This is a genomic window from Pseudomonas sp. 13B_3.2_Bac1 (genome assembly GCF_025466205.1).
In the GTDB taxonomy this organism is placed as follows: Bacteria; Pseudomonadota; Gammaproteobacteria; order Pseudomonadales; family Pseudomonadaceae; genus Aquipseudomonas; species Aquipseudomonas fluorescens_H.
The window spans coordinates 25,389-49,885 of record NZ_JANLOG010000047.1 but is presented as its reverse complement, the minus strand read 5'-3'; the positions used below and the strand labels follow the sequence as shown (position 1 = coordinate 49,885).

The 24,497-nt window shown below is 60.4% G+C and carries 22 protein-coding genes; 10 read left to right on the top strand and 12 right to left on the bottom strand.

Going from position 1 to position 24,497, the window contains the following annotated elements; all coding sequences use genetic code 11:
* Positions 1 to 40: 40 nt before the first annotated feature.
* From ydcS to NTD85_RS07900, 6 genes are all read left to right on the top strand, one after another.
* Complete coding sequence (gene ydcS / locus NTD85_RS07925) at positions 41 to 1,192, top strand: putative ABC transporter substrate-binding protein YdcS (protein WP_262141896.1); 1,152 nt, start codon at positions 41 to 43, stop codon at positions 1,190 to 1,192.
* A gap of 251 nt (positions 1,193 to 1,443) precedes the next feature.
* Positions 1,444 to 2,481, top strand: coding sequence for an ABC transporter ATP-binding protein (locus NTD85_RS07920; RefSeq protein ID WP_262141895.1), 1,038 nt, complete (start codon positions 1,444 to 1,446; stop codon positions 2,479 to 2,481).
* 1 nt (position 2,482) lies between these two features.
* Positions 2,483 to 3,418 carry an ABC transporter permease gene (locus NTD85_RS07915; protein WP_096795795.1) on the top strand — a complete coding sequence of 312 codons (936 nt, stop codon included), beginning with the start codon at positions 2,483 to 2,485 and terminating at the stop codon, positions 3,416 to 3,418.
* Positions 3,408 to 4,217, top strand: a complete 810-nt coding sequence (locus NTD85_RS07910; protein ID WP_007967757.1) for an ABC transporter permease — start codon at positions 3,408 to 3,410, stop codon at positions 4,215 to 4,217. The genes NTD85_RS07915 and NTD85_RS07910 overlap by 11 nt, the downstream gene beginning before the upstream one ends.
* Positions 4,218 to 4,383: 166 nt before the next feature.
* Positions 4,384 to 5,808 carry a gamma-aminobutyraldehyde dehydrogenase gene (locus tag NTD85_RS07905; protein ID WP_262141894.1) on the top strand — a complete coding sequence of 475 codons (1,425 nt, stop codon included), beginning with the start codon at positions 4,384 to 4,386 and terminating at the stop codon, positions 5,806 to 5,808.
* A 222-nt stretch (positions 5,809 to 6,030) separates the two neighbouring features.
* Positions 6,031 to 7,515: an APC family permease gene (locus NTD85_RS07900; protein WP_201135713.1), complete on the top strand. Its 1,485-nt coding sequence runs from the start codon at positions 6,031 to 6,033 to the stop codon at positions 7,513 to 7,515.
* Here NTD85_RS07900 and NTD85_RS07895 read toward each other — a convergent pair.
* A complete protein-coding gene (locus NTD85_RS07895; protein WP_158242603.1) occupies positions 7,512 to 7,676 on the bottom strand; it encodes a hypothetical protein in 165 nt (54 codons plus the stop codon). The two genes, NTD85_RS07900 and NTD85_RS07895, sit on opposite strands and share 4 nt — an antisense overlap.
* 436 nt (positions 7,677 to 8,112) lie before the next feature.
* On the opposite strand from NTD85_RS07895, the gene NTD85_RS07890 reads away from it, so the two are divergent.
* Positions 8,113 to 8,619 (top strand): Bro-N domain-containing protein, encoded by a 507-nt coding sequence (locus NTD85_RS07890; RefSeq protein WP_262141893.1) that lies wholly within the window; start codon positions 8,113 to 8,115, stop codon positions 8,617 to 8,619.
* A 362-nt stretch (positions 8,620 to 8,981) separates the two neighbouring features.
* Here NTD85_RS07890 and NTD85_RS07885 read toward each other — a convergent pair whose 3' ends face one another.
* Positions 8,982 to 9,167: a hypothetical protein gene (locus NTD85_RS07885; protein ID WP_003222012.1), complete on the bottom strand. Its 186-nt coding sequence runs from the start codon at positions 9,165 to 9,167 to the stop codon at positions 8,982 to 8,984.
* Positions 9,168 to 9,560: 393 nt separating this feature from the next.
* Between NTD85_RS07885 and NTD85_RS07880 the strand changes: the two genes are divergently transcribed.
* Positions 9,561 to 11,189 (top strand): glucan biosynthesis protein D, encoded by a 1,629-nt coding sequence (locus NTD85_RS07880; RefSeq protein ID WP_103485374.1) that lies wholly within the window; start codon positions 9,561 to 9,563, stop codon positions 11,187 to 11,189.
* 159 nt (positions 11,190 to 11,348) lie between these two features.
* On the opposite strand, the gene NTD85_RS07875 is transcribed toward NTD85_RS07880, so the two are convergent.
* The 4 genes from NTD85_RS07875 to NTD85_RS07860 all read right to left on the bottom strand — a co-directional run bounded on the left by NTD85_RS07875 (position 11,349) and on the right by NTD85_RS07860 (position 15,650).
* Positions 11,349 to 11,882: a GNAT family N-acetyltransferase gene (locus NTD85_RS07875; RefSeq protein ID WP_262141892.1), complete on the bottom strand. Its 534-nt coding sequence runs from the start codon at positions 11,880 to 11,882 to the stop codon at positions 11,349 to 11,351.
* Between the two features lie 83 nt (positions 11,883 to 11,965).
* Positions 11,966 to 13,072, bottom strand: coding sequence for an NADH:flavin oxidoreductase/NADH oxidase (locus NTD85_RS07870; RefSeq protein ID WP_262141891.1), 1,107 nt, complete (start codon positions 13,070 to 13,072; stop codon positions 11,966 to 11,968).
* Between the two features lie 270 nt (positions 13,073 to 13,342).
* Complete coding sequence (recJ, locus tag NTD85_RS07865; protein WP_262141890.1) at positions 13,343 to 15,052, bottom strand: single-stranded-DNA-specific exonuclease RecJ; 1,710 nt, start codon at positions 15,050 to 15,052, stop codon at positions 13,343 to 13,345.
* A gap of 55 nt (positions 15,053 to 15,107) precedes the next feature.
* A complete protein-coding gene (locus NTD85_RS07860) occupies positions 15,108 to 15,650 on the bottom strand; it encodes a YaeQ family protein (RefSeq protein ID WP_003222001.1) in 543 nt (180 codons plus the stop codon).
* A 146-nt stretch (positions 15,651 to 15,796) separates the two neighbouring features.
* Between NTD85_RS07860 and NTD85_RS07855 the strand changes: the two genes are divergently transcribed.
* The gene (locus NTD85_RS07855; RefSeq protein WP_262141889.1) at positions 15,797 to 16,996 is read left to right on the top strand and encodes a CaiB/BaiF CoA transferase family protein; all 1,200 of its coding nucleotides are present in this window, start codon (positions 15,797 to 15,799) and stop codon (positions 16,994 to 16,996) included.
* Positions 16,944 to 17,903 carry a TIGR02285 family protein gene (locus NTD85_RS07850; protein ID WP_177434736.1) on the top strand — a complete coding sequence of 320 codons (960 nt, stop codon included), beginning with the start codon at positions 16,944 to 16,946 and terminating at the stop codon, positions 17,901 to 17,903. Before NTD85_RS07855 ends, NTD85_RS07850 begins: the two co-directional genes overlap by 53 nt.
* A 174-nt stretch (positions 17,904 to 18,077) precedes the next feature.
* Here NTD85_RS07850 and NTD85_RS07845 read toward each other — a convergent pair whose 3' ends face one another.
* From NTD85_RS07845 to dsbC, 6 genes are all read right to left on the bottom strand, one after another.
* The gene (locus NTD85_RS07845) at positions 18,078 to 18,359 is read right to left on the bottom strand and encodes a DUF3509 domain-containing protein (RefSeq protein WP_003221998.1); all 282 of its coding nucleotides are present in this window, start codon (positions 18,357 to 18,359) and stop codon (positions 18,078 to 18,080) included.
* Between the two features lie 162 nt (positions 18,360 to 18,521).
* Positions 18,522 to 18,929 carry a response regulator gene (locus NTD85_RS07840; protein WP_262141888.1) on the bottom strand — a complete coding sequence of 136 codons (408 nt, stop codon included), beginning with the start codon at positions 18,927 to 18,929 and terminating at the stop codon, positions 18,522 to 18,524.
* Positions 18,930 to 19,056: 127 nt separating this feature from the next.
* Positions 19,057 to 20,409: a transporter substrate-binding domain-containing protein gene (locus tag NTD85_RS07835; protein WP_262141887.1), complete on the bottom strand. Its 1,353-nt coding sequence runs from the start codon at positions 20,407 to 20,409 to the stop codon at positions 19,057 to 19,059.
* A gap of 119 nt (positions 20,410 to 20,528) precedes the next feature.
* Entirely contained in the window at positions 20,529 to 21,938 is a 1,410-nt protein-coding gene (gene thrC, locus NTD85_RS07830) for a threonine synthase (RefSeq protein WP_003221994.1), read from the bottom strand.
* Positions 21,939 to 22,041: 103 nt separating this feature from the next.
* Positions 22,042 to 23,346, bottom strand: coding sequence for a homoserine dehydrogenase (locus tag NTD85_RS07825; RefSeq protein WP_003221992.1), 1,305 nt, complete (start codon positions 23,344 to 23,346; stop codon positions 22,042 to 22,044).
* Positions 23,347 to 23,477: 131 nt separating this feature from the next.
* Positions 23,478 to 24,209 (bottom strand): bifunctional protein-disulfide isomerase/oxidoreductase DsbC, encoded by a 732-nt coding sequence (gene dsbC / locus NTD85_RS07820; RefSeq protein ID WP_003221989.1) that lies wholly within the window; start codon positions 24,207 to 24,209, stop codon positions 23,478 to 23,480.
* Positions 24,210 to 24,497 lie beyond the last annotated feature (288 nt).

Below are 24,497 nucleotides of genomic sequence, written 5' to 3'. Positions count from 1 at the left end.
ACAACTGCCCCGACCATAATTTAAAGAAGAGGGTTCAACCATGTTCGTGCACAAGACCGCACTGTTCAGTGCAATCACCACAGCCTTGCTGGCCAGCGCCAGCCTGCAAGCGGCCGAGCCGCTGAAGGCTGTCGGCGCCGGCGAAGGTCAGTTGGATATCGTGGCCTGGCCGGGCTACATCGAACGTGGCGAAAGCGACAAGGCCTACGACTGGGTGACCGGTTTCGAGAAGGAAACCGGCTGCAAGGTCAACGTCAAGACCGCCGCCACCTCCGACGAGATGGTCAGCCTGATGGCCAAGGGCGGTTACGACCTGGTCACCGCCTCGGGCGATGCCTCGTTGCGCCTGATCGTCGGCAAGCGCGTGCAACCGATCAATACCGCGTTGATCCCGAACTGGAAAACCCTCGACCCACGGCTGAAAGATGCGCCGTGGTACGTGGTCAACAACCAGACCTACGGCACCCCGTACCAGTGGGGCCCGAACGTGCTGATGTACAACACCAACGTGTTCAAGACGCCGCCGACCAGCTGGAACGTGTTGTTCGACGCGCAGAATTTCCCCGACGGCAAACCGAACAAGGGCCGCGTGCAGGCCTATGACGGCCCGATCTACATCGCCGATGCGGCGTTGTATCTGAAAACCGCCAAGCCTGAATTGGGGATCAAGGATCCGTATCAACTGACCGAAGCGCAGTACAAAGCCGTGCTCGATCTGCTGCGCGCGCAGCAGCCGTTGATTCACCGCTACTGGCACGACACCACCGTTCAGATGAGTGACTTCAAGAACGAAGGTGTGGTGGCGTCGAGCGCGTGGCCGTATCAGGTCAACGGCCTGATCAACGAGAAACAGCCGATCGCTTCGACCATCCCGAAAGAAGGCGCTACCGGTTGGGCCGACACCACCATGCTGCACGCCGAGGCCAAGCACCCGAACTGCGCGTACAAGTGGATGGACTGGTCGTTGCAGCCGAAAGTCCAGGGTGACGTGGCGGCGTGGTTTGGTTCGCTGCCAGCAGTGCCGGCGGCGTGCAAGGAGAGCGAACTGCTCGGCGCCGAGGGTTGCAAGACCAATGGCTTCGACCAGTTTGACAAGATCGCCTTCTGGAAAACCCCGCAGGCCGAGGGCGGCAAGTTCGTGCCCTATAGCCGCTGGACTCAGGACTACATCGCGATCATGGGCGGTCGGTAAGCCCGAGAACAACTTGGTCTAACTCCCTTTCCCCCTCTCCCCCATGGGGGAGAGGGCTGGGGTGAGGGGGTGGCTTTTGACTTTGCTCTTGATTGAAGGGCGACGGCCAATGAGGCCACCCTCACCCCCCGCCCTCTCCCGGAGGGAGAGGGAGCTAAAAGCGGATCGCATTCACCGTTAGATGTTTCAGCTTTTTCAGAAGTTCAGGCAGGGCCGCTGCGACGGCCCGCGCCTTTTTGGAGCACCGCACCATGACGCTTGCAGTCCAGTTCACCAACGTTTCCCGGCAGTTCGGCGAAGTGAAGGCCGTTGACCGGGTTTCCATCGATATCCAGGACGGCGAGTTCTTTTCCATGCTCGGCCCTTCCGGCTCGGGCAAGACCACCTGCCTGCGCCTGATCGCCGGGTTCGAACAACCGAGTGCCGGCTCGATCCGCATTCACGGCGCCGAAGCCGCCGGTCTGCCGCCGTATCAACGCGATGTAAACACCGTCTTCCAGGATTACGCGCTGTTCCCGCACATGAACGTGCTGGACAACGTCGCCTATGGCTTGAAGGTCAAAGGCGTGAGCAAAACCGAGCGCCACAAGCGCGCCGAAGAGGCGTTGGACATGGTCGCCCTCGGTGGCTACGGCGCACGCAAACCGGTGCAGTTGTCCGGCGGTCAGCGCCAGCGTGTCGCCCTCGCCCGCGCCCTGGTCAATCGCCCGCGCGTGCTGTTGCTTGATGAGCCATTGGGTGCCCTCGACCTGAAATTGCGCGAGCAGATGCAGAGCGAACTGAAGAAGCTGCAACGCCAGCTCGGCATCACCTTCATCTTCGTCACCCACGACCAGACCGAAGCGCTGTCGATGTCCGACCGCGTGGCGGTGTTCAACAAGGGCCGCATCGAGCAGGTCGACACCCCGCGCAATTTGTACATGAAACCCACCACCACCTTCGTCGCCGAATTCGTCGGTACTTCGAACGTGATTCGCGGCGATCTGGCGCGTCAGCTCAGCGGCCATCCGCAGCCGTTTTCGATTCGCCCCGAGCACGTGCGTTTCGCCGAAGGCCCGCTCGCCAGCCATGAAATCGAAGTCAGCGGTCTGCTCCACGACATCCAGTATCAGGGCAGCGCCACGCGCTATGAACTGACCCTGGAAAACGGCCAGACCCTGAGCATCAGCCACGCCAACAATCAGTGGATCGACAACAGCGCGCAGCACCAGACCGGCCAGCGCCTGAGCGCTCGCTGGGCGCGGGAAGCGATGATTCCGCTGCACGATACCGTTGCGAGCGGGGTCTGACATGAGCACGCTCGCAATGACCCAGGCACCGCCCTTGCGCCGGTTTTCCAACCTGCTCTATCGCAAGCCGAATCTTTATCTGTCGCTGCTGCTGGTGCCGCCGTTGCTGTGGTTCGGCGCGATCTACCTCGGCTCGTTGCTGGTGCTGTTGTGGCAGGGTTTCTACACCTTTGACGACTTCACCATGGCGGTCACCCCTGACCTCACGCTGGCGAATTTTGCCGCGCTGTTCCAGCCGTCGAACTTCGACATCATCCTGCGTACGCTGAGCATGGCCATCGTCGTGTCGATCGCCAGCGCCATCGTCGCGTTCCCGATTGCCTACTACATGGCGCGCTACACCACGGGCAAGACCAAGGCGTTTTTCTACATCGCGGTGATGCTGCCGATGTGGGCCAGTTATATCGTCAAGGCCTACGCCTGGACGCTGCTGCTGGCCAAGGGCGGCGTCGCGCAATGGTTCGTGCAGCATCTGGGACTGGAGCCGGTGTTGCAGTTCATCCTCGGCATTCCCGGAGTGGGCGGCAGCACCCTGTCGACCTCGCATCTGGGGCGCTTCATGGTGTTCGTCTACATCTGGCTGCCGTTCATGATCCTGCCGATTCAGGCGTCGCTGGAGCGTCTGCCGCCGTCACTGCTGCAAGCCTCTGCCGACCTCGGCGCCAGGCCGCGCCAGACCTTCATGCAGGTGATTTTGCCGTTGTCGATTCCGGGGATTGCTGCCGGCTCGATCTTCACGTTTTCGCTGACCCTGGGCGATTTCATCGTGCCGCAACTGGTGGGCCCGCCGGGATACTTCGTCGGCAGCATGGTCTACGCGCAGCAAGGTGCGATCGGCAACATGCCGATGGCGGCGGCCTTCACGTTGGTGCCGATTGTGCTGATCGCGGTTTACCTGTCCATCGTCAAACGTCTGGGGGCCTTCGATGCACTCTGAAAAGGCTTCATTGGGTTTGCGCATTGCCGCCTGGGGCGGGCTGGTGTTTCTGCACTTCCCGATCCTGATCATCTTTCTTTACGCCTTCAACACCGAGGAAGCCGCGTTCAGCTTTCCGCCGAAGGGCTTCACCCTGCACTGGTTCAGCGTGGCGTTTTCGCGGCCGGATGTGCTGGAGGCGATCAAGCTCTCGCTGCAGATTGCCGCCATCGCCACGTTGATCGCGATGGTGCTCGGCACGCTGGCTTCAGCCGCGTTGTACCGCCGCGATTTCTTCGGCAAACAGGGCATTTCGCTGATGCTGATTTTGCCGATCGCCCTGCCGGGGATCATCACCGGGATCGCGCTGCTGGCGACGTTCAAGACGCTGGGGATCGAGCCGGGGATGTTCACCATCATCGTCGGCCACGCGACCTTCTGTGTGGTGATCGTCTACAACAACGTCATCGCCCGCCTGCGCCGCACGTCACACAGCCTGATCGAAGCCTCGATGGACCTCGGCGCCGACGGCTGGCAGACCTTCCGCTACATCATCCTGCCGAACCTCGGCTCGGCGCTGCTGGCTGGCGGCATGCTCGCCTTTGCGCTGTCGTTCGACGAGATCATCGTCACCACCTTCACCGCCGGGCATGAGCGCACGTTGCCGTTGTGGCTGCTCAACCAGCTCAGCCGCCCACGGGATGTGCCGGTGACCAACGTGGTTGCCATGCTGGTGATGATGGTGACCATGCTGCCGATTCTCGGCGCGTATTACCTGACTCGGGGTGGCGAGAGCGTCGCCGGTAGCGGCGGGAAATGAATATCTGACAGACACCAAAATCCCCCTGTGGGAGCGAGCTTGTTCGCGAAGGGGCCATGACATCCAACATTGATGTCGGCTGACACACCGCCTTCGCGAGCAAGCTCGCTCCCACAGGTTTCTCAATTCGGCCAGAACAATAAAAGTGTTAGCGAGGACAACAGACATGCAAACCAGACTCTTGATCAACGGCCACCTGGTCAACGGCGAAGGCCCGGCCCAACCGGTGCTCAACCCGGCGCTCGGCAGCGTACTCGTGGAAATCAATGAAGCCTCCGAGGCCCAGGTCGACGCCGCCGTGCGCGCCGCCGACAACGCCTTCGCCGAGTGGTCGCAAACCACGCCGAAAGACCGTTCGCTGCTGCTGCTCAAACTCGCCGACGCCATCGAGGCCCATGGCGAGGAACTGGCGAAACTCGAATCCGACAACTGCGGTAAACCCTATAGCGCCGCACTGAACGACGAGATCCCGGCGATTGCCGACGTATTCCGTTTCTTCGCCGGCGCCAGCCGTTGCATGAGCGGTTCGGCCGGTGGCGAATACCTGCCCGGCCACACCTCGATGATCCGCCGCGACCCGGTGGGCGTGATCGCCTCCATCGCGCCGTGGAACTACCCGCTGATGATGGTCGCCTGGAAAATCGCTCCGGCCCTCGCCGCCGGTAACACCGTGGTGCTCAAGCCGTCGGAACAGACCCCGCTGACCGCGTTGCGTCTGGCCGAACTGGCGTCGGAAATCTTCCCGGCCGGTGTACTCAATCTGGTGTTCGGTCGCGGTCCTAGCGTCGGCAGCCCGCTTGTGACTCACCCGAAAGTGCGCATGGTCTCGCTGACTGGCTCTATCGCCACCGGCTCGAACATCATTTCCAGCACCGCCGACAGCGTCAAACGCATGCACATGGAGCTGGGCGGCAAGGCCCCGGTGATCATCTTCGACGACGCCGACATCGATGCGGCGGTCGAAGGCATTCGTACGTTCGGTTTCTACAACGCCGGGCAGGACTGCACCGCCGCGTGCCGGATCTACGCGCAGCAAGGCATCTACGACCAGTTCGTCGAGAAGCTTGGCGCAGCGGTGAGCAGCATCAAGTACGGCTTGCAGGATGATCCGTCGACCGAACTGGGGCCGCTGATCACCGCGCAGCATCGCGACCGCGTCGCCGCGTTCGTCGAGCGCGCCGTAGCGCAGTCGCACATTCGCTTGATCACCGGCGGCAAGGCTGTTGAAGGCAATGGGTTCTTCTTCGAACCGACGGTGCTGGCCGACGCACAACAGGATGACGAGATCGTTCGCCGCGAAGTGTTCGGGCCAGTGGTCTCGGTGACCAAATTCACCGATGAAGCGCAGGCGCTGGAGTGGGCCAACGATTCGGACTACGGCCTCGCCTCCTCGGTATGGACGGCGGATGTCGGACGCGCGCATCGCTTGTCCGCGCGGTTGCAGTACGGCTGCACCTGGGTCAACACGCACTTCATGCTCGTCAGCGAAATGCCGCATGGCGGTCAGAAGTTGTCCGGCTATGGCAAGGACATGTCCATGTACGGGCTGGAGGACTACACCACGGTTCGGCATGTGATGTTCAAGCACTAAGGTCAAAAGCTTCGCGAGCAGGCTCGCTCCCACATTAATTGAAATGCGTTCCCCCTGTGGGAGCGAGCCTGCTCGCGAAGGCGTCACCTCGGTTTCAGGAAGAAAACCGGCATTACGCACCACCAGGATCCCAAAACAATAACTACCGACCCGGGCGGCGCCCGCAAAGCCCCGCCACGGCCTCGGCCATCCGAAATCTGCCGATTTCCCGGAGCAAAACACATGAGTGCCTCACCCGAACTCTCGGCCGCCGTTGCCGACAGCGATGCCGAACAACTGCGCAAACTCGGCTACACCTCGAACTTCAACCGCAGCATGAGCCTGTGGGAAAACTTCGCTTTAGGGTTCACCTATCTGTCACCGGTCGTAGGGGTTTATACCCTGTTCGGCCTGTGCCTCGCCGCCGGCGGGCCACCGATGTTCTGGGCTTACTTGCTGGTCGGTTGCGGCCAGTTGCTGGTGTGCCTGATCTTCGGCGAAGTGGTCTCGCAGTTCCCGATTTCCGGCGGCGTCTATCCATGGGCGCGACGTCTGGTCGGCAAGAAATGGGCGTGGATGGTCGGCTGGATCTACTCCATCGCCCTGTGCGTGACCATCGCGGCGGTGGCCGTCGGTGCCGGCCCGTATCTGGCGGCGATGCTCGGGTTTGAACCGAGCAACAACACCAACATCGTCATCGCGCTGGTGCTGACCTTGTTCGCCACGCTGGTCAATCTGAGCGGCACCAAAGTGCTCGCGCGCATCGCCATGTTCGGCTTCCTCTGCGAACTGGTCGGCGCGGTAATCGTGGGCGTGTACCTGCTGATCTTCGAGCGTCACCAGCCGCTGAGCGTGCTGTTCAACACCTTCGACATCCGCGTCGACGGCTCGTACCTGCCGGCGTTTCTCACCGCTTCGCTGGCGGGGATGTTCCTCTACTACGGCTTCGAGGCCTGCGGCGATGTTGCCGAAGAAACCCCGAACCCCAGCGCGAAAATCCCGGTGGCCATGCGCATGACCATCTACATCGGCGGCATCGCGGCGATGTTCGCCTGCCTGGCGCTGATCCTCGCCGTGCCGGACATGCAAGCGGTGATCAACGGCACCGACAAGGACCCGGTCACCACCATCCTCAACAACGCCTTCGGCCCGGTCGGTTCGAAAGTGGTGATGGGCGTGGTAATGATTTCCTTCATCTCCTGCGTCATCAGCCTGCAGGCTGCGGCGAGTCGTCTGCTGTACTCCTATGCTCGCGATGAAATGGTCATCGGCAGCCGACTGCTGAAAAAGATTTCTCCTACCACTCAGGTGCCCGTTGCCGCGCTGTTCGTGTCCGGCGTCCTGCCCGCCCTGATCATCGCCCTCGGCTTCTTCCTGCAAGACGCCGTGGCCACCATCGTCAGCTTCGCCGCCATCGGCATCTACCTCGCGTTCCAGATGATCGTGCTGGCCGCTTTGTACGCGCGAATGAAAGGCTGGAAACCCAGCGGCAAATTCACCCTCGGCGCCTGGGGCTGGCCCGTGAACATCGGCGCGCTGGTGTATGGCGTCGGCGCAATCATCAACATGGCCTGGCCACGTACGCCGGATGCGGCGTGGTACGTGAACTATGCGATGGTGTTGAGTACGGTGATCGTGATTGGTCTGGGGCTGGTTTACATGTGGATTGGCAAGCCGTATGACCATGGGAAGGCGCCGGCTGGGGATGCTTGGAAGGTGAGTCGCTAAGAAGAATCACCCCGGAATCGAGATTTGATTCCGGGGTCTCCTCGAAGCACTGCCATCAATTCATCAGTACGCCATTTGATATCGGCTTTACCTCTAACAGCTTCGAAGCGATCCAGATCGATCACCTTTCTCTTTTTACCTTTCGCTTCATCTTTGCTCACAGAATTGCTTCTCCCTTTTCCCGATTGCTAACTCATAAAGGAAAATCTTCGGTGCAGGGATGGTTTAGCAGCGGAAGCTGCAAAAACAGGCATTTCCTACAGACACAGCCTTCCTGAAAAAGCCCCATTTCCTACGATGTGCGGCGAAAGGGTAGACTTGTCGCCGCAAGCGCCTGACCGATAGGCTTTATCCCGTCGCTGCCAAATCAGCGACCCGGGGTCGAAGCCGGAAACTGTCAACGCGGTGCTTGCATGCCCTCCATTGAACTGTGGCTGTCGTAGCTTCAGTTTTGCTTTATGGCGGGCCGTGTGGCGCGGGCCTTCTGGCTTTTCCGTGTTTGACTGGAAGTATCCCGACTTCGAACGCCATGCGGTTCGCCACCCAACTTGTCGAAGAGTTGATGGCGACTTTCCTACTCAAATCGGAAGTCACTACATGTCTGCACAAATCCAAAACTCATCGTCGACCCACTTCACCCCCACCGTCTTCACCCGCCACAACCGCTTCCTCCACGCGTTCATGCAAAACCATGAAGCCTGGTTTTGTGTTCAGGATCTCGGCCGCTTGATGGGCTACCCGCTAAACGAACGCCTCACGCTGAAACTCGATCCCGATCAGCGTCGCAACGTCCTCATGCGCAAGGACGGCGACATCGTCGATTGCGCAGTGGTCAGCGAGTCAGGCCTGTTCGCCCTGCTCGTCCATCACTTCGTCCCGGAAAACCGCAACCTGCGCCAATGGTTGAGTCATGAGGTCATTCCAATGCTGCGCGAAATTCAATCAGACCCAGTAGAAAACCACCCGAGCCTGAGCTCAATGCATTGGGCAGGCGTTACCGTGCCGTTGCTGCACTGGCAACAGCAAGCGTGGGTCAAATGGCGGGATGTGCCGGATTTGATGCATGGACAGCGACCGTATCCGGTTTTGGGAACGTGTAGCTGAAGTCCATTCAATAAAAAAACCTGTGGCGAGGGAGCTTGCTCCCGCAGGGTCGCGCAGCGGCCCCTCTACAAAAAGCAGAGGACTGCTGCGCAGTCCAGCGGGAGCAAGCTCCCTCGCCACAGGTCCAGCGTTTAAACCTCTAGACGAGTTGTTTTGCAGATGAGATTGCCAATCACTGAAATGCCCCAAGTTCTGGAAGTTATCCCAAGCGATGAGTTCTTCGCAGAGTGTTACCTAAAGCAAATCAGCGTAGCCATGCGCCAGGAAGCAATAAAAGTCGGCATCGCTGATGCCGACGCAGGCAAGTTGACTGACTTGGCGACCGTAAAAGCCAAATGGCTTTCACGATCGCAATCCCAGCGTTAAAACCGCGAAACACTCCGCATCGCATCCACCAGATACCGCATCGCAATCCGGTCACTCTCCGACAACTCGCGATAACGCTCCACCAGCTTCAGCTCTTCAGAACTCAAACGACGCCTTCTACGGCCGCTGCCGAGGCAGGGGAAGATGCCGAGCATTTCGGCGATGCCTTGTATTTTTGCCATGGACGATGTCCTTCTCTGATACTTCGAAGAATTGCTTGATCACCACATCGCCCTGCCCCTTACAGCAGCGCCTGTGCCCCGCCGGTCGTGCCGGCCATGTTCATAGAATAGAAATTTAATCGGCGCTGAAAAGCGGTTTTTAGAGTAATTAGTCGAAAAAAGCAGAAATGCCCTGTAAATCAGAAAGTGCCGTCGGACATTTAACCGACATGTCTTGTTTCATTGACACTCTGTCGGTGTGTATCAACGAATTTTGCAACGCGAGCGAACCGTTTAAGCTAGCCGGCATCTGTTTATAGTCCGTTGCGTTTGGCCGAAGGCTTGTCCGAACCGTAATTTCTGATCCAGCACGTGCCAGGAAAGGCGCGGGATTGCTCACGACAGGTTGTATTTATGCACCGCAGGAATTTGCTCAAAGCGTCGATGGCCATTGCGGCTTACACCGGTCTCTCGGCTTCCGGCCTGCTGGCCGCCCGTGCCTGGGCAGCCAATGGTGGCGCCGCCGATGGCGAGGCCCAGGCTTTCGACTTCGAAGCGCTGAAGCGCCAAGCCAAGCAATTGGCCGGAACGGCCTATCAGGACAGCAAACAGGTGCTGCCGCCAACTTTGGCGACCATGACCCCGCAGAACTTCAACGCGATCCGCTACGACGGCGATCATTCGTTGTGGAAAGAGAACAAGGGTCAGCTGGACGTGCAGTTCTTCCACGTCGGCATGGGTTTCCGTCAACCGGTGCGCATGTACAGCGTCGATCCGAAGACCCGGACCGCGCGCGAAGTGCATTTCCGCCCGACGCTGTTCAACTACGAGAACACCTCGGTCGATACCCAGCAGCTCAAGGGTGACCTGGGCTTTGCCGGTTTCAAGCTGTTCAAGGCGCCGGAGCTGGATCGCCATGACGTGGTGTCGTTCCTCGGCGCCAGCTATTTCCGCGCGGTGGATGCCACTGGCCAATATGGCCTCTCCGCTCGCGGTCTGGCCGTCGACACTTACGCGAAGAAGCGCGAAGAATTCCCTGACTTCACCAAATTCTGGTTCGAGACCCCGGATCAGAATGCCACTCGCTTCGTGGTCTATGCCCTGCTCGACTCGCCGAGCGCCACCGGTGCGTACCGCTTCGACATCGATTGCCAGGCCGAGCGCGTGGTGATGGAAATCGACGCCCACATCAATGCGCGTACCGCCATCGAACAACTGGGAATTGCGCCGATGACCAGCATGTTCAGCTGCGGCACCCACGAACGCCGCATGTGCGACACCATCCACCCGCAGATTCACGACTCCGATCGCCTGGCGATGTGGCGCGGCAACGGCGAGTGGATCTGCCGCCCGCTGAACAACCCGGCGACCCTGCAGTTCAACGCGTTCGCCGACACCGATCCGAAGGGCTTCGGTCTGGTGCAGACCGACCACGAGTTCGCCAACTATCAGGACACTGTCGACTGGTACAGCAAGCGCCCGAGCCTGTGGGTCGAACCGACCACCGCGTGGGGCGAAGGCTCCATCGATCTGCTGGAAATTCCTACCACCGGCGAAACGCTCGATAACATCGTCGCGTTCTGGACGCCGAAGAAGCCAGTGGCCGCCGGCGATTCGCTGAACTATGGCTACAAGCTCTACTGGAGCGCCCTGCCACCGGTCGGCACGCCACTAGCGCGAGTGCATGCGACCCGTTCGGGCATGGGTGGCTTCGTCGAAGGCTGGGCACCGGGCGAGCATTACCCGCCAGTCTGGGCGCGGCGTTTTGCCGTGGACTTCACCGGCGGCGGCCTCGATCGCCTGCCGCAGGGCACCGGGATCGAACCGGTGGTCACCTGCTCCAACGGCAAGGTGCAGGACTTCAGCGTGTTGGTGCTCGACGACATCAAGGGTTACCGGATCCTGTTCGACTGGTACCCGACCAGCGACAGCGTCGATCCGGTGGAGCTGCGCCTGTTCATCCGCACCAATGACCGCACGTTGAGCGAGACCTGGTTGTACCAGTACTTCCCGCCGGCGCCGGACAAGCGCAAGTATCCTTGATGATTTGAGGCGCCTGCGCGGGCCTCTTCGCGAGCAAGCCCGCTCCCACCCTGGCTCTCGGTCGATCACACAGTTTGTGACCGACACCGAGCCAGGGTGGGAGCGGGCTTGCTCGCGAAAGCGGCAGAACATTCAACATCGGATATTGAAGAAACTGCGTCAGATCAGTGGGCAATACAGATGAATGTCTTTGGGTTCTTGATCAAACAGCTCAGGATCCGGTTGATCAACCGACCGGCAGCCCTGACGTTGATAGAACTCCACGGTGCTGCGCGATTCAGTGGCTGACACATACAACGCCTCGGCACCGAATCGCCGGCCCTGCTCGCAGGCCAGCGCAAACAACTTCGCTCCCAGCCCCTGCCCCCGGTAGTCGCGGCTGATGTGCAGAAACTTCAACTGGCGCATGCTCAGTCCCTGATTGTGAATAACCCGGTTATCCACAACCACCGCCGCGACCAGCGCCTGCCCGTCGAAAACCCCGTATAACCAGCCACCTCGCCGCAAGCACTTCGCCAGCGCCCGCGCATTTTCTTCGGCCTCCCCTTCCGGCCATCCGCGCATGTCGAAACGTGCCGGGTAAAGCACCAGCACGCCGTTCTCCAGGCGATAGCACTCTTCCACCAGCTCACTGCGGTCGATCTGCGCCAGCAGCGGCAAGTCGTGTTCGGTCAGTTCTCGTTCGATCAACATGCTCGACTTCCTTGGCAAATGGCAGACAAGAAAAAACCCGCCGGTTCAATGGCGGGTTTTATAGACGTTACGTCGGTTTGAAATCAATCGCGCAGGTCAGACTCGTGGATCGGCTGATCACGATGGGTCGCGCGTTGATACTGCGCCGGCCACACCGCCTGACGCCCGCCGAGATCATCGTCGGCGTGCAGCGGCCAGTAAGGATCGCGCAGCAACTCGCGGGCGAGGAAGATGATGTCAGCCTGGCAGGTGCGCAGAATGTGCTCGGCCTGCGCCGGCTCGGTAATCATGCCCACGGTGCCGGTGGCGATGCCTGACTCCTTGCGCACCCGTTCGGCGAAGCGCGTCTGATAACCCGGCCCCACAGGAATCTCGGCGTTGGCGGCGGTACCACCGGAGGAGACGTCGATCAGATCCGCTCCCAGTGCCTTGAGGCGACGCGCCAGTTCCACGGTTTCATCCGGGTTCCAGCCGTCTTCAACCCAGTCGGTGGCCGAGACCCGGACGAACAGCGGCAGCTCTTGCGGCCACACCTCGCGAACGGCCTCGGTGACTTGCAGCACCAGACGAATGCGGTTTTCGAACGAACCACCGTATTGATCGCGGCGCTGATTGCTCAGCGGTGACAGAAACTGATGCAGCAGATAACCGTGGGCGGCATGTACCTCGACCACGCTGAAACCCGCGGTCAACGCGCGTTTGGCGGCGGCAACGAAGGCCTGAACGACCTCGGCGATCTGCCCTTCATCAAGCTGTTTCGGTTGTGTGTGTTGCGGATCGAAAGCAATCGGCGATGGCCCGACCGGGGTCCAGCCGCCATCCTCCGGTTTGACGCTACCGTGTTTGCCGATCCATGGACGATGAGTGCTGGCCTTGCGCCCGGCGTGGGCCAGTTGAATGCCGGCAACAGCGCCCTGAGCGGTGATGAAGCGGGTAATGCGTTGCAGCGGTTCGATCTGTTCGTCGTTCCACAAACCGAGGTCTTCGGCGGTGATCCGCCCATCGGCGGTGACCGCCGTGGCTTCAGTGAATATCAGACCGGCGCCGCCCACCGCGCGGCTGCCCAGGTGCACGAGATGCCAGTCGTTGGCCAGACCGTCGACGCTGGAGTACTGGCACATCGGCGACACGGCGATGCGGTTGGGCAGGATCAGTTGGCGGAGGGTAAAGGGTTCGAGCAGCAGACTCATGGGGCACCTCTCAAATCAGTGGGCAGGCTCCAGGGTTCTGTTTGAAAAGTCGACGAGTGACAGGAAAAGGTGCAGCACCCGCCCCCGCGGGCAAAAAATTCGACAAGACGTCACAAGGCCAATCAAGCAGTGCTTAGAGCCTAGTCGACAACCGGGGATGAGGGAGGGTTCAGAGTGATTCAGTGTGTGAAAGGGTGCTTTCGTGAGCAGGCTCGCTCCCACATTTTGGAATGCATATCCCTGTGGGAGCGGGCTTGCTCGCGAATGGCGTCAGCGCGGTTCGATGTGGGCAATCATCAGTTGCACCGTCTCGTTGCCACGAAACTCGTTGACGTCGAGCTTGTAGGCCAGCTCGACCCACTGAATGGTCGGATTCGGCCACACTTCGCGGTCGATACCGAAAGCGATGCCATCCAGCTTCACCGAACCGCATTCGCTTTTCAGCACCACTTTCAGGTGCCGCTCGCCGACCACTCGCTGCTCGACCAACTGGAACACGCCATGGAACAGCGGCTCCGGGAAGTGCTGGCCCCAAGGCCCGGCATGACGCAATGCGCGAGCCAGCTCCAAGTGGAACTCCTCGACCGCAAGCGTGCCGTCCGACAGCATCCGCCCGGTCAGGTCTTCTTCGCGAAGTTGCCGACGCACTTCGGCATCGAAAGCCTCGGCGAACAACGGAAAATTCTCTTGCGGCAAGGTCAGGCCGGCCGCCATCGCGTGACCGCCGTACTTGGCGATCAGGTTCGGATGCTGCGCCGCCACCACGCTCAAAGCATCGCGGATGTGGAAACCCTGCACCGAACGGCCCGAGCCCTTGAGCAAACCATCGCCGGCATCGGCGAAGGCAATGGTCGGGCGGAAATAACGCTCTTTCATGCGCGAGGCGAGAATGCCGATCACGCCCTGGTGCCACTCGGGATCGAACAGGCATAAGCCGAACGGCATCGATTCCACCGGCAAGTCCTTGAGCTGGGCCAACGCCTCGCGCTGCATGCCCTGCTCGATGGATTTGCGATCCTGGTTCATGCCGTCCAGTTGCGCGGCCATTTCCCGCGCCAGATTGGCGTCGGCGGTGAGCAGGCATTCGATGCCCAGGCTCATATCGTCCAGACGCCCCGCCGCGTTCAAACGCGGGCCGACGATGAATCCCAGGTCTGTGGAGGTAATCCGCGCCGCGTCACGCTTGGCGACTTCAAGAATCGCCTTGATCCCCGGACGGGCACGCCCGGCGCGAATCCGCTCGAGGCCCTGATGCACCAGAATCCGGTTGTTGGCATCCAGCGGCACCACGTCGGCGACGCTGCCCAGCGCCACCAGATCCAGCAGTTCGCCGATGTTCGGCTGCGGCTTGCTCTCGTACCAGCCGAGGCTGCGCAGGCGCGCGCGCAAGGCCATCAACACGTAGAAAATCACCCCGACCCCGGCCAGCGCCTTGCTCGGAAACTCACAGCCCGGCTGGTTCGGGTTGACCAGCGCATCGGCTTGCGGCAGTTCATCGCCGGGCAAGTGGTGGTCAGTGATCAAGACCTTGAGCCCGGCCTTTTTCGCCGCGGCCACGCCTTCGACGCTGGAGATGCCGTTGTCGACGGTGATCAACAACTGCGGCTCGCGGGTCAGGGCAACTTCGACGATTTCCGGGGTCAGGCCATAGCCGTATTCAAAGCGGTTCGGCACCAGATAATCGACATGCGCCGCGCCCAGCAGACGCAAGCCGAGCACGCCGACCGTACTGGCGGTCGCGCCATCAGCGTCGAAGTCGCCGACGATCAGAATCCGCTGACGCTGCTCCAGCGCCGTCACCAGCAGGTCCACCGCCGCCTCGATGCCCTTGAGCTGCTGAAACGGAATCAGCCGCGCCAGACTTTTATCCAGCTCCGCCTCGGACTGCACGCCCCGCGCGGCGTACAAACGCGTCAGCAAAGGTGGCAGGTCACCGAGAAACGGCAGCGTGGCAGGCAACGGTCGAGGATCAATACGCATGGGGTAACGGAAACTTCTCTTGAATACGTGGGATTAATCAGTGAACGACGCAGGATCAGCCGCGCTCACCGGCCAGCCATTCCAGCTGGACTTCGTGCTGACCACGGTCGTCAGTGACGAAGATCGTGCCTTCGCTGATCATCACGTCCCACTTGATGACGCGCGGCATGTCCTTGGCCAGGGTTTCCAGCACCTCTTGCGGCACGGCGGCGATGTTGACGTTTTTCAGGTTCTTCGCCACCGGTACCACTTTGCCTTCCCAAACGCGCAGGCTGCCGTAGGCCAGCAGGCTGGTGCGTTCGGTACGACGCGAGCACCAGGTCAGACGATCGGCGTCCGGCTGACCGACTTCGATCCAGTGCAGAACGCGGTCATCCAGGCTTTTTTCCCACAGCGCAGGTTCATCCACGTCCGACAGACCACGGCCAAACGACAGCAGTTCGTTGTACCAGAGGGCGTAGGCCAGCAGCCGCACGGTCATGCGCTCTTCGGTTTCCGAAGGGTGACGGGCGATGGTCTGCTTGACGCTCTCGTAGACGCTACGGTCGAGGTCGGTGAGGTTCAGTTCGAATTTGTACGTGGTAGACGGCTGGGCCATGAACGGGCTTCTTGATACGAGGAAAGTCGGCAAGTCTAACCGATGCCGTAGGCAATCATCGAATTGATGGCGATCAACCTGCGGCGTCTGACAGCCGGCTATGTTAAAACGCTGTATCCGCTCAGCCTTGTCCTACAGGATTCAGTATGCCGTTCGCCAACAAACCGCTCAGCGGTGTGAAAGTCATTGAATTGGGTACGTTGATTGCCGGGCCGTTTGCCTCGCGCATTTGCGGCGAGTTCGGCGCCGAAGTGATCAAGATCGAATCGCCCGACGGCGGCGATCCGCTGCGCAAGTGGCGCAAATTGTATGAAGGCACCTCGCTGTGGTGGTTCGTCCAGGCGCGCAACAAAAAGTCGCTGACGCTGAACCTCAAGCACCCCGAGGGTCTGGCGATCCTGAAAAAACTCCTCGGCGAAGCCGACATCCTGATCGAGAACTTTCGCCCCGGCGTGCTGGAAAAACTCGGGCTGAGCTGGGAAACCCTGCACGCGCTGAATCCGAAACTGGTGATGGTGCGCCTCTCCGGTTTCGGCCAGACCGGGCCGATGAAAGATCAACCGGGCTTCGGCGCGGTCGGCGAGTCCATGGGTGGTTTGCGCTATATCACCGGCTTCGAGGACCGGCCACCGGTGCGCACCGGGATCTCCATCGGTGACTCGATAGCCGCGCTGTGGGGCGTGATCGGCGCGCTGATGGCGCTGCGTCATCGCGAGGTTAACGGTGGTCTCGGCCAAGTGGTCGATGTGGCGCTGTACGAGGCGATTTTCGCCATGATGGAAAGCATGGTGCCGGAGTTCGACGTGTTCGGTTTCATCCGCGAGCGCACCGGCAACATCATGCCGGGCATCACGCCGTCATCGATCCACACCAGCGCCGACGGCAAGCACGTGCAGATCGGTGCCAATGGCGACGCGATCTTCAAGCGTTTCATGTTGATCATCGGCCGCGAGGATCTGGCCAACGACCCGACGCTGGCGAGCAACGATGGGCGCGATAATCGTCGCGACGAGTTGTATGGCGTGATCGACCGCTGGGTCAATTCGCTGCCGCTGCAAAATGTACTCGACCTGCTCAATCAGGCGGATGTACCGGCCAGCCGGATCTTCAGTGCCGAAGACATGTTCAGCGATCCGCAGTACCTCGCCCGGGAAATGTTCCTGCAGGCGAAACTGCCGGACGGCAAGCCTTTCAAGATGCCGGGCATCGTGCCGAAACTCTCTGAGACACCGGGCACTTCCGAATGGGTCGGGCCGCAGCTCGGTGAACACAATGCGCAGGTACTGCACGATCTTGGCTACGACGAACAGCAGATCGCCCGACTGCGCGCAGACGGAGCCATTTAACCTGAAACATCGCCAGACATCGGACGCCAACCGCGCCCACCACTGGTGGACGTGGCGGCTGTTCGGCCTGTTGTTTCTGCTGATTCTGCCCGCCTGGGCGCAGGCAAAACCGACGCTGATCTGGTTACTGCGCGATCTGCCGCCCCTGACCATCTTCGAAGGCCCGAAAAAGGGCCAAGGCGTCATCGACCAACTGCTGCCGATGCTGATCGCCGGCATGCCGCAATACGAACACACGCTGATGCGGGTCAATCGCGCCCGCGGCATGCAGATGCTGCACGAGCCGTCCTTCACCTGCGACCCCTCGCTGATCTGGAGCAAGGAGCGCACGCAATGGATCGCTTTTTCTATCCCGGCATTTCGCGCTGTCAGCAATGGTCTGGTGGTGCGACAGAAAGATCGCGACGTACTGGCACCTTACCTGGTCGATGGCGAAGTCGATCTGACGGCATTTCTGGCCAATGGCGAAATCAAGGTCGGGGTCGTCGCAGAGCGTAGTTACGGCGAATTTCTCGACAATCTGCTCAAGCAGGCACCCGGCGGCGCACTGACGCCGCACTACGGCAACGATGCCCTGAGCAGCCTGCTGTCGATGCAGCGTCTGGGGCGGCTGCAAGTGGTTTTGGGTTACTGGCCGGAGATCCGCTATCAGGCGCAGCAGGCGCAAATTGCCGAAGATGAATTGGTGTTCTACCCGATTCGCGGCACCGGCAAGTATCTGTCTGGCTATGTCGGATGTTCCGATACGCCCCAAGGCCGTCAGGCGATCAGCGAGATCAACCAACTGCTGCGTACCCTGCCCCATGCGCAACTTGACCAATCGTACGCCGACTGGCTGGATCCCGAGATGCGCACGGATTACCTGCAACAGGCGCGGATGTTTTTCGAGCAGCAGACCGCGCAATAAAACCTGCGGGCAAAAGAAACCCCGAGAAGTGGGGAGACGACTCGGGGTTAAACGTGGTCTACATAAAGACCCGTAGCAGCAAGCGACAAGCACCGGAGCACAATGCTTGATCCTGCTGTTATGGGGTCTGACTGACGAGAGTGCAGGAAGGTTCCCACAAAAAATATTTCATCTTTACAGTGCCGCGCGCTTATCCAGCGCTGCATTGCGCAAAGCCGCGATCACACAGGGCTCCAGTCGACCTTCGGCGATCAGCACATCACGGTGCAGACCGTCGACCACATCGGTCAGCAGGCGCTTGTCGGTCAATTGCGCCTGATTGAATTCGCGCTCCACCACGATGGCCCCGTTGCTGTTCTTCAGCGTCACCAGGCATTCGCCATGGGCGCCACACGGAGTCAACGTGACCTGGTACGGGCTCAGAGCCTCACCGAGCAATAGACTGATACTTTCCATCTCGATCTCCACTCAATAGTCCGAAAACATTGTGCCTGGGGCGTGTTCACAATAAATGACCACCCGCCCGAGAAGAAAGTTCTGAATACCGCGCTGCTCCCGGAGCAGTTAGCGGTCTGTCAAAGAATGCACGGTGAAGATGACAGAAACAAAACCGTCGGTTCAGGCACCCGACGGATGGGCTGCCGTGTGCAGGTAGCTGTCCAGCAACCCGCGCATCAGTACCGCCGAGACTGGCGCCTGCAAGCGCCCCAGCAGCTTCAGGTCCTGAGCGTGCAGCATGCTTTCGAGATCGCTCAGCAGACCCGGTGCCATCCGCCCCAGCAGGATGACGGCGCTGGCCTCCCGTCGGGCCGCCAGATGCCGGATCAGTGCCAGGCCTTCTCCGCCTTCCAGTTGCGGATCGCAGATCGCGATGTCGACCCGGGTACGACGCGCCAGCGAACAGCGCGCCGAAGCCAGCGACGGCGCCGTCAGTACGTCATAGATGCCGACCGCGTTGAGCATCTGGTGCAACGCCATCATTCGATAAGGATCAGGTTCTAGAATCAGGACTTTGAGCGAGCGCATGGGCGACCTCGGAAACGGCAATCGCGGACTTGTCCGCAGTTGCCGCCCACTTTAGGGCAGCCTCCTTCAGTCCCCCATCGGAAAAGGAGGCGCGTGACATAGGAAATTTCCCTGTATCACTGCGATGTCATACCGCTGTTGCGTCGCGCTGGGTGATGTCCGTCCAGCCGCCGAGCAGGCCTCGCAATTCGCCTTTCACGCTGTAGAACGGCACGGTCCACTGGTAGATTTCCCGATTGCCATTATTGAATTGCAGGCGGCGTCTGCTGAAGCGGGTTCTGCGTGTCCTCAACTGAATCATGAACTCATCATGCAGCATCCCGGCAGTGGCTCGTGGCAGCGCATCGACGTCGATCAAGCGGCATCCTTTCACCTGTTCAAAGCGGATCGACAACGCCTCTTCATAACTTTTGTTGCACAGAATCAGGCGCCCCTCCAGGTCACGAACGAACACCGGATCAGGCATGGCATCAATCAACGCACGCTGGAACACCAACTGATCGCCGAGTTCGCTTTGCACGTCTCGATACTGTTTGATCACAGCCGCCATTCGCCGATTCCATAGCAGCGACATCACACAAAAGCCCCCGACCAGAACCACGCCCCAGCAGCTCGAGCGGAGCCAGTGCTGCCAACCGGCGGCGGCCGGCTTCTGGCCGATGCCGCCCAGCCATTTCAGGCGAATGGCTCGTAGCTCTGAGGCCGGGAATGCTTCCAGGGCCTTGTTCAGAATGCTCAGTAATTGCGGCAGGCCTCTGCGCACCGCCAGAAGATCGGCCTCCCACTTGCCCTCCAGCAGTTCGCCGACCTGCAGCAGGCCCGAAGGGTAGAGTTGCGCGCCGATTTCGTTTTCGATGGTGGCATAGGCTTCGCCGCTTTCGACCAACGCCCGCGCCTCGGCATAGGTTTTGACCGAACGTAATTCGATGGACGGATAATCGCGCCGGATCATCCCCTCCAGCGCGTGCCGGCCAGGTAATACCAGCACCCGTTTGGCCAACTGCTCCAACGAATGCAGCCCGGGTTCTCCGGTACGGCCGACAAACACCCAGCCGGCACCGCCAAAGGCATGGCTGAAATCCAGACTCGATCTGCGCTCGTCATTCATCGCCAGGGTCGTGCTCATGTCCGCTGCACCGGTTTCCAGGCGCTCGAGCATCTGCGCGGTCGAGAAGGATTCCCGGTAGATGAACTTTAATCCGGTCATGGCACTGATGCGTTTGAGCACATCACTGTTAAGGCCACTCCAGTGACCGTGCTCATCCAGGAACAGGTACAACGGGTACTGCTCCGCTGCCACGATCACCGTCGGGTTATCCCGGATCCATTGCAGCTCTTCCTCATCCAGCACCACGGTGCCAATGTTCAACTGCTCTTCATCATGCGCCAGGTGCGCCGCCGCGCCCACGCGCCAACCCCACAACAGGCACAACAGAAGTACCCGCTTCAGGGTGTGTTTCCATCCTCTTTCAAACAGCATTGCCACTTCCTTCGTGATCGACTCACCCGTCCTTCATGGGCGAAAACCCGAGCAGTGTGGCAGCAGAAACAAAAAAGCCCGTCAGGAGACGGGCTTCAAAATGTGACAGCTTTTTCGACTTACAGCGGCTTGCCGCGGTTGCCATGCTGGCTGACAAAGGCCTGTACGGCTTTCAGTTCGTTTGGCAAAACGGTGCAGCGCTCGTTTCGCTCAAACAAATCAGAAAGATGTGCAGGCAGTTCGAGAGCTTTTCCTACACCTGCTTTCTCTACGGCATCCGGGAACTTCACCGGATGCGCCGTGCCCAGGATCACCATCGGGATGTCCAGACTGCGACGGCATTCACGTGCGGCCTTGACGCCGATGGCGGTGTGTGGATCCAGCACTTCGCCGCACTGCGCGTAGACTTCGGCAATGGTTTCGCAGGTTTGCGCATCGTCGACGGCCAGCGAGTCGAACAGCTTGCGGGCTTCAGTCCAGCGCTCTTGCTCGACGCTGAAACCGCCGCCCTGCTTGAACGAATCCATCAAACCGGCAATCGCCGCACCGTTGCGACCGTGCAGGTCGAACAGCAGGCGTTCGAAGTTCGACGAGACCATGATGTCCATCGACGGCGACAGCGTGGCGTGCAGGGTTTCCTTGACGTACTGGTTACCGCTCATGAAGCGGTGCAGGATGTCGTTGCGGTTGGTGGCGACGATCAACTGGTTGATCGGCAGGCCCATGTTGCGTGCCAGGTAACCGGCGAAGATGTCGCCGAAGTTGCCGGTCGGTACCGAGAACGCCACCGAACGTGCCGGGCCGCCCAACTGCAGGGCTGCGTGGAAGTAGTAAACGATCTGGGCCATGATCCGCGCCCAGTTGATCGAGTTAACCGCGACCAGGCGCGTGCCCTTGAGGAAGCTCTGGTCGGCGAAGCTGTTCTTGACCATTTCCTGGCAGTCATCGAAGTTGCCTTCGATGGCGATGTTGTGGATGTTCTCACCGAGGATGGTGGTCATCTGCCGACGCTGCACTTCGGACACACGGTTGTGCGGGTGCAGGATGAAGATGTCGACGTTTTCGCAATGCTTGCAGCCTTCAATGGCGGCCGAACCGGTGTCACCCGAGGTGGCGCCGACGATCACCACGCGCTCGCCGCGCTTTTCCAGCACGTAATCGAGCAGACGACCGAGCAGTTGCAGGGCGAAGTCCTTGAACGCCAGGGTCGGGCCGTGGAACAGCTCGAGCACCCATTCGTTGCCGTTCAGCTGACGCAGCGGCGCAACGGCGCTGTGCGAGAACACGCCGTAGGTTTCTTCGAGGATCTTTTTGAAATCGGCGTCAGGAATGCTGCCGGTGACGAACGGGCGCATGACCCGGAAAGCCAACTCGTGATACGGCAGGCCGGCCCAGGAGGCGATTTCTTCCTGGGTGAAACGTGGCAGGTTTTCCGGGACGTACAGACCGCCGTCAGTGGCCAGACCGGCCAGCAGGACGTCTTCGAAATTCAAGGCCGGTGCCTGGCCGCGGGTACTGATATAACGCATGTTTTCAAACCTTCGGTTTGAGCTGCGAGCTTCAAGCTTCAAGCTGCAAGCTGAGTGTCACTGGCCTCTAGCTTGCCGCTTGCCGCTCGTAGCTTGCCGCTGCTTAGTTAAGGTGCTCGACGCGGATCCGCACAACCGGACCGTTGACGCCGGCCAAGGCTTCCAGAGCGGCAATCGCATCGTTCATGTGCTGTTCCAGCACGCGGTGGGTCAGCAGGATCATCGGCACCAGACCGTCGTGTTCCTCGACTTCCTTCTGCATGATCGACTCGATGTTGATGCCGCGCTCCGAGAGGATGCTCGCCACCTGAGCCAGTACGCCCGGATGGTCCTTGGCCTGGATGCGCAGGTAGTAGGCGCTTTCGCAGGCTTCGATCGGCAGGATCGGATGCGCCGACAGCGAGTCCGGCTGGAAGGCCAGGTGCGGCACGCGGTTTTCCGGATCGGACGTCATGGCGCGAACCACGTCCACCAGGTCGGCGATCACCGACGAAGCGGTCGGCTCCATGCCCGCACCGGCACCGTAGAACAGCGTCGAACCGGCAGCGTCACCATTGACCATCACGGCGTTCATCACGCCGTTGACGTTGGCGATCAGACGATCCGCCGGGATCAGCGTCGGGTGTACACGCAGCTCGATGCCGGCCGCAGTGCTGCGCGCGACGCCGAGGTGCTTGATGCGGTAGCCCAGCGCTTCGGCGTAGTTCACGTCAGCGGTGGTCAGTTTGGTGATGCCTTCGGTGTAAGCCTTGTCGAATTGCAGCGGAATGCCGAACGCGATCGAAGCCAGAATCGTCAGCTTGTGCGCTGCGTCGATGCCTTCGACGTCGAAGGTCGGATCGGCTTCGGCGTAGCCCAGCGCTTGCGCTTCGGCCAGCACGTCTTCGAAGGTGCGACCCTTCTCGCGCATTTCGGTGAGGATGAAGTTGCCGGTGCCGTTGATGATCCCGGCGACCCAGTTGATGCGGTTGGCGGACAGGCCTTCACGGATCGCCTTGATCACCGGAATGCCACCGGCCACGGCCGCTTCGAACGCCACGATCACGCCTTTCTCGCGTGCCTTGGCGAAAATTTCATTACCGTGAACGGCAATCAGTGCCTTGTTCGCGGTGACCACATGCTTGCCATTCTCGATGGCCTTGAGTACCAGCTCGCGGGCAACGGTGTAGCCGCCCATCAGCTCTATGACGATGTCGATCTCAGGGTTCGTGGCCACTTCGAAGACATCGTTGGTAATCGCAATACCGGTCGTCTGGAACTGAGGCTTTGGCGTGCGCGTGGCAATTTGTGCCACTTCGATCCCACGCCCGGCACGACGAGCAATTTCCTCGGCGTTGCGCTGAAGTACGTTGAAGGTACCGCCACCGACGGTCCCTAACCCACAGATGCCTACTTTGACCGGATTCACTGTGAACTCCCCATGAAACGGCCGACGCAAGGTCGGCCGGAAAACAACCGCGTGTTCGCGGCTCTCTATTAATGGCCCGGCGAAGTTACCGCCGGACCATGATCGTCAAAGGCTGACCGTGACGATGCGAATTACTTGGCGCCCAGCGCCAGTTTGGCGACTTGTGGCGCCGGCTGGTAGCCCGGAATGACCTGTCCGTCGGCCAAAACGATGGCCGGTGTACCGTTCACGCCGATCGACTGACCCAAAGCGAACTGCTTGGAAACCGGGTTATCGCACTTGGCGGCCTTGATTTCCTTGCCATCGACCATTTTGTCCATGGCCGCTTTCTTGTCTGCCGAGCACCAGACCGCTTGCAGCTGCTCGTCACCCGGCGAGCCGAGGCCCTGACGCGGGAACGCTACGTAACGCACTTCGATGCCGCGCTTGTTCAGCTCAGGCACTTCGGCGTGCAGCTTGTGGCAGTACGGGCAGGTGGTGTCGGTGAACACGGTGATGTGCGATTTGGTCTCGCCCACGGCCGGATACACCACGGTTTCGGCCACCGGAATGGCATTGATCAGTTTGGAGATGCCCGCGCGTTCGGCTTTCTCGGTCAGGTTGACCGGCTTGCCGTCCTTGAGCTGGAACAGGTAGCCCTGAACGATGTACTGGCCGTCGGCGCTGGCGTACAGCACGCGGCTGCCCTTGAGCTTGACTTCATACATGCCCGGCAGCGGGCTGGCGCTGATGCTTTCTACCGGAACCTCGAGTTCGAGTTTTTCCAGGCTTTGACGAATGGCTTTGTCGGCCGCGTCATCGGCGACGGCAAAGGTGCTGACCAACGCAATGGCGGCGGCGGCGAAAATCTGGGTCAGACGCATGAGAACTCCTGAAGGCGGACAAATGAAACGGTCAGAACGCCCGAGCCGGAACACCGGGTCATAACCGTCCATCGTGCAAACCGGCAAAGCCTACCACATAAGGCTCGCATGGCCGAATGCGCCTGACACAAGACACTCAAGGCTGACTGGCACACATTATTGTGGTGAGGGGATTTATCCCCGATGCAGGCGCTGCGGTCGTAAATGGATACTTTGGAATTTTATTGAACGCAAAGTTTTTGGGGCTGCTGCGCAGCCCGTCGGGGATGAATCCCCTCGCCACAGGTA

What these genes read in the sequence shown, in the direction of transcription:
- thrC (WP_003221994.1), bottom strand. Translation starts at nt 21,938, where the DNA reads ATGCGTTATATCAGTACCCGCGGCCAGGCACCGGCCTTGAATTTCGAA.
- NTD85_RS07845 (WP_003221998.1), bottom strand. Translation starts at nt 18,359, where the DNA reads ATGGAAAGTATCAGTCTATTGCTCGGTGAGGCTCTGAGCCCGTACCAG.
- NTD85_RS07875 (WP_262141892.1), bottom strand. Translation starts at nt 11,882, where the DNA reads ATGTTGATCGAACGAGAACTGACCGAACACGACTTGCCGCTGCTGGCG.
- NTD85_RS07890 (WP_262141893.1), top strand. Translation starts at nt 8,113, where the DNA reads ATGTCTGCACAAATCCAAAACTCATCGTCGACCCACTTCACCCCCACC.
- dsbC (WP_003221989.1), bottom strand. Translation starts at nt 24,209, where the DNA reads ATGCGTCTGACCCAGATTTTCGCCGCCGCCGCCATTGCGTTGGTCAGC.
- NTD85_RS07920 (WP_262141895.1), top strand. Translation starts at nt 1,444, where the DNA reads ATGACGCTTGCAGTCCAGTTCACCAACGTTTCCCGGCAGTTCGGCGAA.
- NTD85_RS07835 (WP_262141887.1), bottom strand. Translation starts at nt 20,409, where the DNA reads ATGCTGTTTGAAAGAGGATGGAAACACACCCTGAAGCGGGTACTTCTG.
- NTD85_RS07900 (WP_201135713.1), top strand. Translation starts at nt 6,031, where the DNA reads ATGAGTGCCTCACCCGAACTCTCGGCCGCCGTTGCCGACAGCGATGCC.
- NTD85_RS07870 (WP_262141891.1), bottom strand. Translation starts at nt 13,072, where the DNA reads ATGAGTCTGCTGCTCGAACCCTTTACCCTCCGCCAACTGATCCTGCCC.
- recJ (WP_262141890.1), bottom strand. Translation starts at nt 15,052, where the DNA reads ATGCGTATTGATCCTCGACCGTTGCCTGCCACGCTGCCGTTTCTCGGT.
- NTD85_RS07855 (WP_262141889.1), top strand. Translation starts at nt 15,797, where the DNA reads ATGCCGTTCGCCAACAAACCGCTCAGCGGTGTGAAAGTCATTGAATTG.
- NTD85_RS07915 (WP_096795795.1), top strand. Translation starts at nt 2,483, where the DNA reads ATGAGCACGCTCGCAATGACCCAGGCACCGCCCTTGCGCCGGTTTTCC.
- NTD85_RS07905 (WP_262141894.1), top strand. Translation starts at nt 4,384, where the DNA reads ATGCAAACCAGACTCTTGATCAACGGCCACCTGGTCAACGGCGAAGGC.
- ydcS (WP_262141896.1), top strand. Translation starts at nt 41, where the DNA reads ATGTTCGTGCACAAGACCGCACTGTTCAGTGCAATCACCACAGCCTTG.
- NTD85_RS07860 (WP_003222001.1), bottom strand. Translation starts at nt 15,650, where the DNA reads ATGGCCCAGCCGTCTACCACGTACAAATTCGAACTGAACCTCACCGAC.
- NTD85_RS07840 (WP_262141888.1), bottom strand. Translation starts at nt 18,929, where the DNA reads ATGCGCTCGCTCAAAGTCCTGATTCTAGAACCTGATCCTTATCGAATG.
- NTD85_RS07910 (WP_007967757.1), top strand. Translation starts at nt 3,408, where the DNA reads ATGCACTCTGAAAAGGCTTCATTGGGTTTGCGCATTGCCGCCTGGGGC.
- NTD85_RS07885 (WP_003222012.1), bottom strand. Translation starts at nt 9,167, where the DNA reads ATGGCAAAAATACAAGGCATCGCCGAAATGCTCGGCATCTTCCCCTGC.
- NTD85_RS07880 (WP_103485374.1), top strand. Translation starts at nt 9,561, where the DNA reads ATGCACCGCAGGAATTTGCTCAAAGCGTCGATGGCCATTGCGGCTTAC.